Source organism: Vibrio sp. D3 (assembly GCF_043995865.1).
Classification (GTDB): Bacteria; Pseudomonadota; Gammaproteobacteria; order Enterobacterales; family Vibrionaceae; genus Vibrio; species Vibrio diabolicus.
Window position 1 is genome coordinate 1,525,329 of record NZ_CP171887.1, and the last position, 14,316, is coordinate 1,539,644.

At 45.4% G+C, this 14,316-nt stretch carries 11 protein-coding genes; 3 read left to right on the plus strand and 8 right to left on the minus strand.

The window, feature by feature from the left end; genetic code table 11:
* The 4 genes from ACHFJ9_RS15035 to ACHFJ9_RS15050 all read right to left on the minus strand — a co-directional run bounded on the left by ACHFJ9_RS15035 (window position 1) and on the right by ACHFJ9_RS15050 (window position 5,326).
* Window positions 1-1,740 carry an ABC transporter transmembrane domain-containing protein gene (locus tag ACHFJ9_RS15035; RefSeq protein WP_047008746.1) on the minus strand — a complete coding sequence of 580 codons (1,740 nt, stop codon included), beginning with the start codon at window positions 1,738-1,740 and terminating at the stop codon, window positions 1-3.
* Window positions 1,741-2,013: 273 nt separating this feature from the next.
* On the minus strand, window positions 2,014-2,526 hold the full coding sequence (locus tag ACHFJ9_RS15040) for a type II secretion system protein (RefSeq protein ID WP_395357336.1): 513 nt from the start codon (window positions 2,524-2,526) through the stop codon (window positions 2,014-2,016).
* A gap of 193 nt (window positions 2,527-2,719) precedes the next feature.
* Window positions 2,720-4,063, minus strand: a complete 1,344-nt coding sequence (locus ACHFJ9_RS15045) for a sodium/glutamate symporter (RefSeq protein ID WP_395357455.1) — start codon at window positions 4,061-4,063, stop codon at window positions 2,720-2,722.
* A 576-nt stretch (window positions 4,064-4,639) separates the two neighbouring features.
* A complete protein-coding gene (locus ACHFJ9_RS15050) occupies window positions 4,640-5,326 on the minus strand; it encodes a DNA-3-methyladenine glycosylase I (protein ID WP_395357338.1) in 687 nt (228 codons plus the stop codon).
* 86 nt (window positions 5,327-5,412) lie between these two features.
* Between ACHFJ9_RS15050 and ACHFJ9_RS15055 the strand changes: the two genes are divergently transcribed.
* On the plus strand, window positions 5,413-5,607 hold the full coding sequence (locus ACHFJ9_RS15055; protein WP_005394200.1) for a hypothetical protein: 195 nt from the start codon (window positions 5,413-5,415) through the stop codon (window positions 5,605-5,607).
* Window positions 5,608-5,705: 98 nt separating this feature from the next.
* Here the strand turns inward: ACHFJ9_RS15055 and ACHFJ9_RS15060 are convergent, their stop codons facing one another.
* The 3 genes from ACHFJ9_RS15060 to ACHFJ9_RS15070 form a co-directional block, all read right to left on the minus strand.
* Window positions 5,706-8,516 (minus strand): Hsp70 family protein, encoded by a 2,811-nt coding sequence (locus tag ACHFJ9_RS15060; protein WP_395357340.1) that lies wholly within the window; start codon window positions 8,514-8,516, stop codon window positions 5,706-5,708.
* Window positions 8,517-8,577: 61 nt separating this feature from the next.
* Complete coding sequence (locus ACHFJ9_RS15065) at window positions 8,578-10,533, minus strand: Hsp70 family protein (RefSeq protein WP_046875235.1); 1,956 nt, start codon at window positions 10,531-10,533, stop codon at window positions 8,578-8,580.
* A complete protein-coding gene (locus ACHFJ9_RS15070; RefSeq protein WP_005394205.1) occupies window positions 10,533-11,165 on the minus strand; it encodes a DUF2760 domain-containing protein in 633 nt (210 codons plus the stop codon). Before ACHFJ9_RS15070 ends, ACHFJ9_RS15065 begins: the two co-directional genes overlap by 1 nt.
* 289 nt (window positions 11,166-11,454) lie before the next feature.
* Between ACHFJ9_RS15070 and ACHFJ9_RS15075 the strand changes: the two genes are divergently transcribed.
* Together ACHFJ9_RS15075 and ACHFJ9_RS15080 are read left to right on the plus strand one after the other, a co-directional pair.
* Entirely contained in the window at window positions 11,455-12,996 is a 1,542-nt protein-coding gene (locus ACHFJ9_RS15075) for a diguanylate cyclase domain-containing protein (RefSeq protein WP_395357343.1), read from the plus strand.
* Between the two features lie 83 nt (window positions 12,997-13,079).
* Entirely contained in the window at window positions 13,080-13,610 is a 531-nt protein-coding gene (locus ACHFJ9_RS15080) for a 3'-5' exonuclease (RefSeq protein WP_005394213.1), read from the plus strand.
* A 252-nt stretch (window positions 13,611-13,862) separates the two neighbouring features.
* Here the strand turns inward: ACHFJ9_RS15080 and ACHFJ9_RS15085 are convergent, their stop codons facing one another.
* Window positions 13,863-14,303 carry a TerB family tellurite resistance protein gene (locus ACHFJ9_RS15085; protein ID WP_053807382.1) on the minus strand — a complete coding sequence of 147 codons (441 nt, stop codon included), beginning with the start codon at window positions 14,301-14,303 and terminating at the stop codon, window positions 13,863-13,865.
* Window positions 14,304-14,316: the final 13 nt, after the last annotated feature.

The window sequence follows — 14,316 nt, forward strand, 5'->3', positions numbered from 1 at the left end:
TTATTCCTCCATCGCCTGCTCTAGTTTCTGATACTCGAACATTTCGGCGTACCATCCCTGATGCGCTAATAAAGCGCTATGTTGCCCACGTTCAGTAATGTGGCCGTGATTCAAGACAATGATCTCGTCTGCTGCTTCCAATGCGGTGAGGCGGTGTGCAATAACGATTAGGGCTTGATCACGGTAGTGTGTTTCCAAATTCTTAAGGATTTGATGTTCGGTCCGGCCATCAACAGCCGAAAGCGCATCATCCAATACCAAGACTTGTGCATTTAGTAACATAGCGCGTGCTATCGCAATTCGTTGTTTTTGTCCTCCAGAGAGAGTAATGCCTTTCTCGCCAACTTCAGTTTGATAGCCTTCAGGAAACTTCTCTATATCATCATGGATACAGGCTAACTTTGCTGCTCTATAGACTTCTTCTTTCTCTGCATTAGGGTTACCTAAGGCAATATTATCGAAGATAGATTTTGAAAATAGAAACGGGCTTTGATTAACCACGGCAAAGCGGTTGCGCCACTGAGGAAGTAGGGCATCTTTAATCTCAACATCCCCGAATGTAATTGAACCGTTTGTTAGGTCGTGCTGACGCAAAAGCAGCGTTAGCAGGGTTGATTTTCCGCTTCCGACAGGGCCAGCTACTCCCAACATTTTACCGGGTTCAAGTTCGATTTTTATTTCGGCCAGAGCTGGTGGTAAATCACTGGACCAGTGGAAAGCATCGATATCAATTTTTAATGGCAGTGGTTTATCTTCTAATGGTTTATTACCACTGACAATCTCTGGTGTTTCATCAAAGATCTCTTGTAGGCGATTCCATGCTGCGGAGCCTCGCTCTAAAATATTAAATAAGAAAGCGAAGGCCAGCATAGGCCATATCATCAACCCTAAATACATCGTAAAGGCTGTTAGATCACCAAGCGTGATCTCTCCCTTATCGACAAGGTAAGCACCAGCAGCGACACTGAGAAGGAAAGAGAGACCGATGGTGAGTTGGATAGCTGGATCAAATCTCGCGTCGACTCTAGCGACGGCGATATTTTTCTGACCGGTATCATCGACTACATCTTCAAAGCGCTGTTGTTCTTGATTCTCTAACCCAAAAGCTCGCAACATTCGCACGCCGTTAAGTGACTCTTGCGTCATGTCTGACATGGTAGAAAAGGCTTCCTGAGCAATGCGGAAACGTTGATGCAGTATACGGACAATAAAAAAGATGATGATTGCAAGAAACGGCATTGGAAGAAGTGCCATAACGGTGAGCTTCCAGCTAACTTGCGTTACCATGATGATTAAAACTGCAATACCCGTGATCAAGGAATCGGCTGCCGTTAAAACCCCTTCGCCGGCTGTCATTACGATGTTACGTACATCATTAGTACCACGCGCCATCAGATCACCGGTCTTATAACGTTCGAAAAATCGGGGTGGTTGTGTCGATAAGTGCCTATAGAGGCGATTACGTAGAATGGTTCCGAGTTCCCAGCTTGCGCCGAAAAGCCAAATTCGCCATAAGATACGGCATCCATAAATGGCAAAGATCAGTGCAGTGAGTCCCAAGAGCCACAGAATCAGCGTATTTGTATCTAACGTGTTATCTACGACCCCATCAACGATGATACCGACCGCTTTAGGAGGAACAAGTTGTAGAGTTGATATCACAGCGAAAAGCAAAATCGATCCGACATAATGCTTCCACTTTTGTTGGAAATACCAACGTAACTGCCAGAATATTCTCATCACGCCTCCCGCTTTAAATTATTGAATTTGTTATAGAACTATTATTGAGCGAAATGATGAGTTTACAAGCACAAATTATTGGCGGTCGGAAAAACGATAGATTGTTTCGATTACGGGCGCGTGCGGTCGCTAATTACTTGTTTTCTCGCTGCAAGCTAACTATGAAACAACATTATGTGAAATAGTTGTTAATAATGGGTTTTGGGGCCAGTATTCTGCTAAAAGCGATGAAAGCACCAAAAGTGCAACTGTTACTTTCACTCACTAGGGGAACTAGCAGTCGTCAGTTTGTATTTTGTAGCTGACTTGGCCTCCTGGAGTTTCTGGGTAGTAAACTTCGACATAACACATATGGTCTGGACCAACAGGTTTGTTTGCAAAGCCGATAAGGAAATAGGGTTCGTCCGGGCTGTCTACCCCGTACCAAGTATTGATAGTGAGTTGAGGGTCGAAACCTGCCAGCTCTTTTGCGGGAATGACATTCTTAATGAATCCAAAGTAACCAATTAGGTCGTTATTGCCGTCATTATCTAGATCAATGTTATATTGTTTGTCGCCATCTACCGTCTCTTGAGATTGAATAACGGCTTTGGTGTACACAAAGTTGTTTGCAGTCATGAGCGCTTCCCTCGCGCCATATAGAACCGCCACTCGAGCATCTTTTTGCAGACCAAGAAATTTAGGAAGGGCAATAGCACTAACGACACCAAGGATAATGATGCACACAATGAGTTCAATGAGGGTAAATCCTTGAGAGCGATGCACTGCCTTTTCTCCATGAGTCATGAATAGTTTGGCGGCTATTTTGATATAAAAATGCGCAGGTCAAGTATTAAAAAAGGATGGGAAGGAGTGACCAAGCTTGCAGATCTTAAATATAAAACAAGTTGCTTATTTGTTACATGCTGGTGGGAGGCGGCTATCGAATAAGGGGAGAGAGTTAAATTCGGGAGGATAAAATACCTCCCGAAATGATCAATTAAGACTCGTTTGCGACGGCTTGACCGCTGCGCTTAAATACAAATCGCCAAATGAATAAGACAACGGCAATATAGGTTAGACCAACACCTAACGCTTGCCAGTGCATGCCGTTATACATTGCGATTGGCATAAGCGAGATGATGAAAATGTCCGTAATTGAGCCTGGAATATAAGCGATAGCATAGTCATCTAACACTTTACTGCGCATTTTGGGGTCGACAATGCGTAATAACGCGATACCCATAGCGACTGTACCTGTTAACCATCCCCAAGAGAAAATGCCTTTCTCAAACCAGTCATCTCCCATGATGCGAGGTGCAACCCAAAAGATAAGCCATAGCGTGAACGCGATACCACCAATTGCGAGCACTACCATTGGCATTAAATACTGTGCTAGAACCGTGATCTTAATCGCTGAGATACCAAAGATGATCAGGTAATCCGTACTAATACCCGCTGCGTGTTTGAATGCGCCGTCACATAGGTAATGAGATGCCTTGGTTTGCTTAGCGATGATTCGAACTAACATACCGCCCAGAAAGCCAGTAACGAAAGTCGGAATTTGTACCTTATCGTGGAAAGAAGATAAGTAGTTGGCTGCTACATAAGAGAAAGCGGTTACCACTACAACCAGCGCCGCGTGAATCGCGAAAGAATCGACTGACAACGATGACATCGTATCTTTCATCACAGGTTCTTGATCGTCAGGTTTCACTAAGCCTTTGCGTTCGTGTTCGTCCATGCTGTCGAATGTCGTAAAGCTACGAATCCAGCCCATTTTCAACGCAAACTGAAGCATTAACATGCCCACCGAGATTGAAATAAAGATCCCAACCGTGGCGAACGTTAAACCAAGTGTAAAGCCATCTTCCCAACCAAGTCCCGTGAAGATTTCACCGACTACAGATGCTGAACCATGTCCGCCCATGAATCCCGCGGACATGGTTACGCCAAATCCAGGATTAATGTCAGGCCAAAAGAAGGTGGTAAGTACTAAACCAAACATTGCTGCAAACAGCCATTGCGACACGGATGCAATTTGGTTAAACGCCCACAATGAGCCTGCTCGTTGAGCAACCACTTTTGGTGACGGGACATCTGTTGCTAAACCCAACGCAGAAAAAAGTGCAGCAGTTAAGAGGCTTGCGTTTGCGGTAAAGGTATCTGTCCAAGGTAATACGTTAAGCAGAGCTGGGCCAAAAATAAGACCAAATAACCCAGCCAATACAGCAGATGGAATGTACATGCGTTGTAGTAAAGGCATATGTACACGAATTACTTTTGCTGCAATTAATAGTAAGCCAGCGATGGCTAAGTCAGTCAGCATTAGACCTTTTGGCATTTCTTGTCCTCCAGTAAATGCGTTCAAGGGGCTCATCCTTTTAACCAGCCTTGATGTAATAAATAACTTCCAGCACAAAACCACGAAAATAGTCACTCATGTGACATCGCGTCATGGTTGTTCTAGTCAGCACTCTATTGCGCTGTCGAATTTGTATTAACGGATCTGTTGATCCTTAAATCTATAAAGTGAGTGCAATTGTTGTGAGTGCTCACGAAGTGTTGAGAAATTTGAATAAATTCCTCGATCAAGTTTCTGATAGTTCACTCAGGAAGGGCGTGTATCCTAGTCAGTTTGTCAGCGCAATGCAATTGAGCGTCATCAATATTTAGTGCCTAAAAACTGGGCACTTGTAATTAAATATTTGATAAATAAAAATATTGAACAAGAAAAATAATTTGTCGATATGATAACTTTTTGTGATTTGAAGGGGGGTTTTGCCACTTTAAGGAGGGATTTTTTGGAGGAATCGAGAAAGTAGTAATATCAGTAAGAGCTAAAGTAGAGTGATTCGCGCAAATATCATGCGTTATAGGGGGGGCTGGAATTTGGCCCCCAGAGCTACAAAGTGCTTGTTTAAATTCGGTTGTCACCAGTACTAAACGCGATAATTTGACTGATTTCGGTCAAGCTTCTTCCACTTTCTTGCTGCCACTGAATAAAGGCTTTATTAGCAGAGTCCAAGGATTTTTTCGTGTCTTTGCCGCCTTCAATGATCTTGCAGTTGCGTAAATAAGCTTCGACATCCTTAGACAGAATAAAAGTGTCCACGCCCATTTGGCGTAAAGTGTAAGGGCCTGTATTTCCACCCAAACGACTACCATGCTTCTTCAAGTAGCCCCATAGATCCGTGATCTTTTCCCGAGGCCATTCAGCAATCATGTTACTGAACGAGCCATATTCGATTCTTGCTTCATGGATCATGCGAGCGTTGGCCGGAATCGACATGACTTTAGTGAGGTGGCGAATGATGCGTTTGTCGGTCGCTTTGGTTTCCCATTGTTCGTCTGACAGCATCAACAACGGCTCAATCTTAAATCCGAAGAACACTTCTTCGAAGTTCGGCCACTTGTTGCGAACCACGTTCCACGAAATCCCACTTTGGAATACCTTCATCGAAAAAGCGGCCAGCCAACGGTCATCGGGAATCGCTGCTAATTCCTCTTTACTTAATGGGTGAGACAATAGCGCTTCAAGCTGATCTTCTCCGCCTTTTCGCTTAGCAGCACGTTGATAAATCGCGTCAAATTTTTCGATACTCATAAAAGAAGTTAGTCCTAGTTTATGTCGATATTTGCGAAACATACTACGCTTAAGTGGCTGAATCGTAAATTGATGGAGTGTCACAAATGAAGAAGGTCACATTAACGTTTGTCGGGGAAGGTTCGGAGCGTATCGCGGATAAATTTTATACTTGGCTGGCTGATGGCGGATTAGAAGACAGCTTAATTGAAACTCTATCGGACAGAGAAGTGTCGGTGGTCGGTATTAGCGATATGGATAACGAAACGCGCGATGTAGTGATTACGACAGAAATGAATTAGCGCGTTGTACACGATCAAAACCAAAAGAATGCGATACAACAAAGCCCTTCGTCGGAAGGGCTTTGTACGTCTAACTCGTCTTCTTGTGTAGAGTGGATTTAATGATGAACTAGCGTTAAACCGCTTGGTAAAGCATCACCGAAGACGCGTTTTGATTCGCTTTCTGAAAGCTCTTTCACTTCTTTAACTAGTGATACCCAAGATTCGGGCACTTTACTTTGTTTCAGCTTCGTTAGAACTTGCTCTCGGTAGTCGTCAGAGATATCGAATAGTCGGTCGCCCGTCTTACGACAAATCATTACGGCTGCGAAAGCGATCATTGGTTCTTTCTGCCAGTTTTGTTCCAGTAATTTAGGTAGCCACTGTTCCGCTTGTTCACGAGGAATGACGTTGTGCTGGCTGCCATAAAGTGGCGTTCGCGATGCCAAGCGTCCCAATGCCCACCAGTGCGCTTGTTCAAACTGGTTTTGGTTGATGGCTTTGCTCAAGAACCACGTTGCCAATAGAACTTTGTCTTCGACTTCTAGGTGTTCAAGCGACGCCGCCAATCGAACCATGGATTCATAACCCATGTCTTGTGCCGCTTTAGCTGACTGTGGGTTTTTCATCGCGCCAGGGTGTAGGTATTTCGCGATGTCCGCCAAGATGGTCTCTTGCTGCTCTTGGCTTAAACCACCGGCAATACGACGCCAGAATACCCACCAGTCAGTCCAACCTTGATGGTTTTTAAACTGAATGTTTTGTTGGTAGAGGCCCCAAACTTGCTCAATGCGCCAAGAGTCTGTTGGATCGCCAAAGCCCGGACGCAGTGCAAAGCCCGCCAAACGAAGCCAGTTTTTCTCGTGTTGTTCAGAGCGACGGCGACGTTTACGACCTTGTGCAAAGGTATCAAACAGTTGACGTAGGGTAGTGAAATCCCACTCGTCACGTTTACCGAGCTTCTTCTCAAGATCTTTGGCTAAGGTTTTGATCTCTTTGCCTTCTGCGCTTTTTTTGTTACCGCTGTATAGGCGAGCGATCAGCTCCTTACATTCGTTCAGTTTAGGGTGAAGCTTAACTTGTTCACTGTCGTCGGTTTGCTTGTTACGGACTTCGAATTCCAGCTCCCAACGTTTGTTGTCGTCTTCTGCGCTGACACATTCCATCTTAAGTGTGCCGACTTCAGTCAACTGACACGCCAGTTGTACTTCGACACGTTCTTTCTGGTTGGCTTGCAGTTCGGCACCTTCACCTTCAAGGGTGGTGATATAAGGCGGTAGTGGAGCAAACAAGTCTGGGTCAACATCAACCATCACGCCATTTTGAATAGCGGTGTTATTGGTTAAGGTATCGTGGGTAGAAGTCAGCAGGTTAAAGCGGACTGGCTCTCCAAGAGTGAGCGAGAAACGACGACCGCTTAAACGGATCTCGTGACCTTCTTCTGTACCTTTTGCAAGCAAACAGAGCGCTTTGCCCATTTTGTTCTTTTCTTGAAGATGCAAGAAGTAAGAACGCGCTGCACCACCACCAATTTTCAGTTGTGCGCCACGACGTGCTTTACCAAATGCTACAGCACCTAATGCAACAGACCAATCTGGATGTGGGTTATCTAATACCGTAACTGGTGCGCCGCGCCAGTCAGAAAGTAGGGCGGTGACACGTTCAGTCACCAGATCACTGTTAAACACGCCTCCGTTCAACAACACGCCAACTGGAATCGCGTTTTGTTTATCGTCTTCAATGCCAAGAGCGGCACGAGCGACTTGCTGGTGCTGAGTTAAGAACTCGGCAACGTGCTTGCTCACCGCTGGGTCAGCAACGTATGGAAGGCCAAACTCGACAACCGCGCTACGACGTTTGTCTGGTACGTCACTGAAATCAGAAAGCGGGAAGAAGCCATCTAATGCGATTTGGTGCACTTCTTGTTTGCTTAGAGCAATACTCTTTGTGCCCCCAAGTAGCTTAGAGCCGCTACCTAACATGGTGATCTTCACTTCGTCAGGTGCGCTCGCTGAAAGCAGGTTCTCTTTCGCTTTACGCGTTTGCTGAATCAGCTTAGTCAGGCTTGCTGCAGTGAGTTTCTTACTTTGATTGAAGCGGCTCTCTGCAAGGTGTGCTAATGCTAAGTCGAGGTTATCACCACCCAGCATCAAGTGTTCGCCAACGCCAATACGATCAAGGGCTAGCTCATCTTGAGAAGAGAAACTTGCTTCAATCAAGCTCAAGTCGGTGGTACCACCGCCCACATCGCACACAAGAATCAGCGGTAACTCTTTGAGTTCATCAGCTGCGGTTTTCTGATGGCGTGCGTACCAGTCGTAACATACGGCTTGTGGCTCTTCGAGCAGGACGATTTTCTTTAAACCTGCCAACTCAGCGGCTTCAAGCGTGAGTTTACGAGCGGTTTCATCGAACGATGCTGGAACGGTCACAACCACATCTTGGTCTTCTAGCTTGTTGCTAGGATGACGGTAGTTCCATGCTTGACGAATGTGGTTGAGGTAGCTTGCGCTGGCAATGACGGGCGAGACTTTATCTACGTCTTGCGCGCCAGCCCAAGGGAGAATGTCTGAGTTACGATCTACCGCTTGGTGCGATAGCCAGCTTTTTGCACTGGATACCTGACGGCCTTCTACCTTCGCGCCTAATTCACGAGCCCATTCACCAACGATGACATTGTTAATGTCGCCAGCAACAGGTTCGTTGTCCCAAGGAAGAGTGAGGTCAGAAGGGGAGATTTGACCTACAGCTGGATGATAGCGGAAAGAGGGCAGAAGTGGTTTACGAACGACTTCGCCCGGACCAATCAGTTGGTCGATGTCAAATAGGGATACTTCGGATTGTTCAAGGTTGTCGGTGATTTCACAGTAGGCCACCACAGTGTTTGTGGTGCCGAGGTCAATACCAACAAGGAAACGAGGAGATGCCATACAAAACCAAACCTTCGTGTATTTAAAAACGGCACCCGATTGGATGCCGTTTGACTTCTAATTATTGTTCTTCGTTTGAGTCACTTTTCGCGTCTTCGCGCACATCGAACTCAACATGCCATTTTTGCCCGTTATCAGCGGCAATGGCTTCTAAGTAAAGCGTACCAAGCTCTGTGACGCGAGAGGCTAGGGTAACTGGAACCACTTCACCTTCACGACGACCTTCAGATACAGGCAGCGTTACTTGAATTTCTGGAAGCTCTTCAAGCTCTTCTGGTGCCCAGTAGTCAAGGTGAGTACCTGCTAGGTCGTCACGACGAACGGTTGAGCCGAAGAATTGGAAGTTAACTGGCTGGCCGATGATCAAACCAAACTCTTGGCTTGGTACGTCAACGCTTGAGCCTTCTTCCATACCAAATGGTGCTACACACAGTGCTTCCATTGGAGGCGCCATACCCGGAATCGCAGGCATCGCACTTTCGATACCCACGTAGTACGCCGAAGCAATACCGCCGCGGATACGAACGCCTTGACCACGACGCACAGAGCCGTAGTAAGCCGCACCGCTAGCAACTGCAAGGTCTAGATCCACACCTGTTAGGCGTTTCGCCATTTCTGCGTCTGCTTCAATTAGCCATTCGTTGATCGTGTCTTCTAGACGAGTGGCTAGAAGTTTTGATTTCAGCACACCACCGTTGAATAGGATTGCCGTTGGTTTGATGAAATCAGCCGATTGCGCTGCATCCGCGCCAGGCATACCTGGCATGTTTGCAAATGGGTTGAAATCTTGAGCTTGCGCTGATTCACCACCGCTTTGCGCGTGTGCTTGCTTAGACAAGAACGCTGCAATGTGGCGAGTAATACCCGCATCTTGTGCGTAAGGCAGACCCATTTGCGTTAGTGCACCACGGTTACGTTGAACAGGGTGGTCGGTAATCGCAACTTGAGGGAAGAAACCGTCAACTAATGTCTGTTGTACTTCTTCTTGAGTCAGTTCAGTTTTCAGCGTTGCCCCTAGCAGTTTAGAACCGCGGCTTGGTACAACGATTGGCACTGACTGAAGCTCGCTGTCGTTCAATAGCGCTTCTTTAGCATCACGACATGCGTGCGTCATCGCCTGAACTTGCCACGGCTGTAGCTCTTTGCCTTCTTGCGCGAGCTTCATCTTCAAGCGGTACGCAAGTGCAAGGTCCATGTTGTCACCGCCAAGTAGGATGTGTTCACCTACCGCGATACGGTTCAAAGTTAGGTTGCCGTCGTCTTCAGTTACTTCAACCAAAGAAAGGTCAGTTGTACCACCACCGATATCGACCACAAGCACAATGTCGCCAACTTCAACTTCGTCGCGCCATTTGTCGTTGCTGTTATCAATCCAGTTGTAAAGCGCAGCTTGAGGCTCTTCTAGAAGCGTTAGGTGCACAAAACCAACGTTGCGTGCTGCTTCTGCAGTTAGATCACGGGCAGCAGGATCAAAAGAAGCAGGAACCGTAATGGTAACGTCTTGATCGGCAAGATTGTGATTTGGGTTTGCGTGATTCCAAGCATCTTTTAAGTGCTCAAGGTATAGCTCGGTTGCGCGAAGAGGGGATACTTTTTCCACTTCTTCTGGGCTACCCGCTGGTAGGAATGCGTCACGACGGTTTACACCACCGTGGCAAAGCCAAGATTTCGCACTTGCAACAAGACGAATTGGTGTTTTTGAACCTAGGTTACGCGCGATAGCACCAACCAGAGCTTTTGGCTCGCTTGACCACGGAAGAACGCGTGATTGCGGGTTCATTTCGTGTTCGTGTGGTTGGTATAGGAAAGAGCCTAATTGGCTACGAGTCTCTACCGTACCCGGCGCAGTCAGCTGCGGGATAGGCATTACTTCTACGCGAGCGTCTTCGTCGTGCGTATCAACAAAAGACATGACACAGTGTGTTGTACCTAAGTCGATACCAACACTGAATTTAGGCGTCTGTTGAGTTTCAACAGACGCTTCTTGAGAATGGTTTTCTTGGTTCATGTGTTCCATTACAGCTCAACCTCGGCTGGAGCAATCACAGATGCATCGTAGTTTTCTGCCAGCTTAGGAAGGTTCATCGATGTTGCCTTCCAGCCTTTGTGCACTAACGTGCCTTGGAATGGCGCGCTGCCTGTCACGTTGCCAGTAAGGCGGATTTCTTGTGGGTTGAAGCCTTCTTCAACCGTAATACGAGTTTCTTCGTCTTCGTTGCGAACGTGCGCAAGTGTTACGTAATCGTTCAATACTTTCTGGCCACCAGTATGAATTACGCGAGCTGCTGCGCCTACTTCTTCATCAGAGAATGACGTTAGGTCTTCTTGTAGGAAGTCGATCAGACGAGCTTCTTGCTGCATGATAGAAAGCAGCTGCATTGCAGAGTCTGTTGATGCTGTTGCAAGTTTCGATTCAACTTCAACCACTTTTTCAACGACTTTCTCAACTTCAACGACTTTTTCTACTTCGACGATCTTCTCAACTGGCTTCTCAACTTCGACGATTTTCTCGACCGGTTTTTCTACGACTTTCTCAACCACTTTTGATTTGCGAGAGACCGCGACTAAAAGAAGCAAAACGCTCGATGCGGTTAGGCCAGCGTGAAGCATATCGAACGTTTGAGGAATTAGGTTCAAATCAATGTTCATGACGTTTTTTCTCTTTCTATTGATTATTGGTGCTCAGTATTGGCTCATATGTGTTCACTAAAACGATCGTCTTTGCGATCTTGCACCAAGTTTAGACATTAAAATGATGACGGATGGTAGCATATTCAAGGCTTAAGGCTGTAATAATTCGTGACTATACCGTACGAACAGCGTGAAAAATCGACGATCGGACTGCCCAGCATAGGTTGTTGCTTGATGTTTGTGCGTTGCTAACGCAGTATTTCAATAGATCCCGAAGTTTAACTTACGGAAGTATCAAAATTACGATATGACACAAAGCACCGCTCACAAGAGCGTTATCAAACGACATTCAGACTCTATTCTAGCTTTTGCAGCGACGTTGTGTGTCACTGCTGGTGTGGTCGGTGCTGCTTATACGATGCAGCAACGGTATACGCAGACGACGTTTGATACTTTAGCTGACCGACAAGCAGAATCACTGAAAGCGAACGTCGAAAATGATTTAAAGTTCATTGGTGCAGGTGCAAACTTTTTTCATTCGATTGAACGCACCTATTGGTCTTCGTTCCCAATGTATGCGGAACAAGTAATCAATAGCTCGCGAAGTCTAATTGGACTTCAATGGATGCAAAAAGTCGAATTCGAAGACCTTGATGAGCATATTTTAAAGACCCGTCAAACATTTCCTGATTTCCAACCGTTTACCGTTCCTAAAGATGGCCCTAAAACCTACGGATACATTTTTGAACACAAAGAGCCAATTTTTATCGCATCGGATATTTATCCAAGAACACCAGAAAACCTTTCTCTATTAGGTTTCTATTTTTCACGTAAACGCTTCGATCTCATCTTGGATGATATATCCACAAATGGGCGAGCGAATGTCTCGGATAAAGTTCGCTTACTGCAAGATGGGTATGACAAGTCCATTCCTAAAACTGGGCTGCTAGTGTTCCATCCAGTGTTTGACTTCGAGAACCAACATTTATTAGGTGTAGTGACAGGGGTGATTCGAAGTACAGTTTACTTTGAGGATTTGATCACGAAAACCGCGACTGAGCTAGATATGTCGGTGCACGTAGAAGATTTAGGCTTTGACGCAGCAGATGACCCCGTTCTCTTCCAAAGTTCAAACTGGGATAACATTCGAGGAACGGTTATAAGCCGTACCATTCAACTGCCTAATCGTGAGTGGCGGATTGATTTTAAACTTTCTGATGCCGTCTCTGCTTGGGAGCGTTCTATTTTAGCGGGCACGACATTAGCCGGGTTGGTAATCGCCTTTTTGATTAGTTGGATTGTGAATTTGCAGTCACGAGAAAAAGAGCGCTTGGCGGTCATGTTAGAGCTTAAAACCGTCGAATTAAAAAGGATGGCTGAGCGTGACCCTCTAACTCAGTTACTTAATCGCCGAGCGTTTAACGATCATTTGCTTAGCCAGATAAACAACGGTGTTAGCTTCGCATTGGTTGGTTTTGATATCGACCACTTCAAAGTTATCAATGACAAGCACGGTCATTTAGGGGGCGATGAAGCATTGCAGCATGTGACTAAGCTAGTTAGTGCGAATCTAAAGCCTGGAGACCGATTTTATCGTGCTGGTGGTGATGAGTTCTGTATTATTTCTAAAGTCATTGATAAAGAAGCACTGGAAGCTTATCTGGAAAAGTTGCGGAGCATCGTGGCAAGTACGGCTTTTGACTATGGCGATGCTTCAATCATTTGCACGTTAAGTATTGGCGCGGCTGTCCATAAAGATGAAGATCCTGAAAGCTTGTATCACAAAATGGATAATCAACTTTATTTGAGTAAAAAAAACGGTCGTAATAATGTGTCGATTGGCGATTAAATGGGCGCGCAAATTCGAGTTTTACACCGTGTTACGGTAGAATCGCACGCTTTAAAATTTTATGTTAGGAATCAAGACAAACTATGAACCATAACCGTATTGTATGCTTCGATTTAGAAATGTGTTGCTGGAACGAAAATGGTGTCGGCAGCACGGGTGAAATTATCGAAGTTGGGTTGGCTGAAATAGATTTGTCTAGAGGCGAGATAGTCAAGCGAGCTCAATACTACGTAAAACCTGAACATGATGAAGTTTCGCTGTTTTGTGCCGAGCTAACAGGTATTACGCCGCGTAAAATTGAAAAACAAGGGCGCCCATTAGAAGAAGTGCTTAAATCCATGGTTAAGAACTTTGGTGGTCGAAACAAGATTTATGCATCATGGGGCCGAGATGACCTCATCCTGCTTGAAGAGTGTAAGCAAAAAGGTATTGAAGCGCCATTTACGGAATTCATCAACTTAGCGACGCTTTATCGCATTCAAAATCGTCTTAAGGATAAGCGTATTGGTCACCGAGCAGCTCAAGAAGCAAAAGGCATTGATTGGGAAGGGCGCCAACATTCTGGTTATGTGGATGCCTACAATTTAGCGAAGCTTGCTCTGACTATGCTTTAATGGTCCGATATAGATAGGCAAACTTGTAATCAAATCGTCATTCAACCATTGTTGTTTTGTCATGGAATCTGTTTAGTGTAGAGCTCGTCAAACATATTCATATCTTGACCAGTATTTTAATAACAATGTCGTTGGCTTATCGAAAAAACGCGCGTAATGCGCGTTTTTTTATGGCTATAGAATTCAATCTTCGCCATCATTTCACGGTAGACTTGAAATAGCTTGCGCGACTTACATGTTTACCTTGTTTCTTTACTGAGATTGCAACTTTGCTCGAATGAACTCACTGTGATCAACGTAGAGTAGTTCTGCTGTTTTGCGGATCACTGCATCTTCTAGTGGATCAATTTCGCCATCGGCATACGCCACTTCCCACATGCTTTTGATTAAGTTGTAACGAGTTTCTTGAGTCAGCTCTCTTAGTTGAGAGGTAAAGTCGTACAGCGAAGCGGAATCTTTTATTTTCTGTTGCGCTTGCTCTAACAAAGTATTTGATTCTTCTTCATTTAACGAAAGCAGTTTCATCAATAAAGAGCGCTTTGTTTCTTGCTCTTTATCATCGACGTTATGGTCTGCGCCAGATACTTCACACAGCAAGCACGCGATAGCCATATTCGGAGAGAGTGTGTTGGTTTGGCTTAAATCAGAGCCTTCAATGAGCTGTTTAAATAATGAGGTAAGAGAGTTAAACATATTGAACACCGAG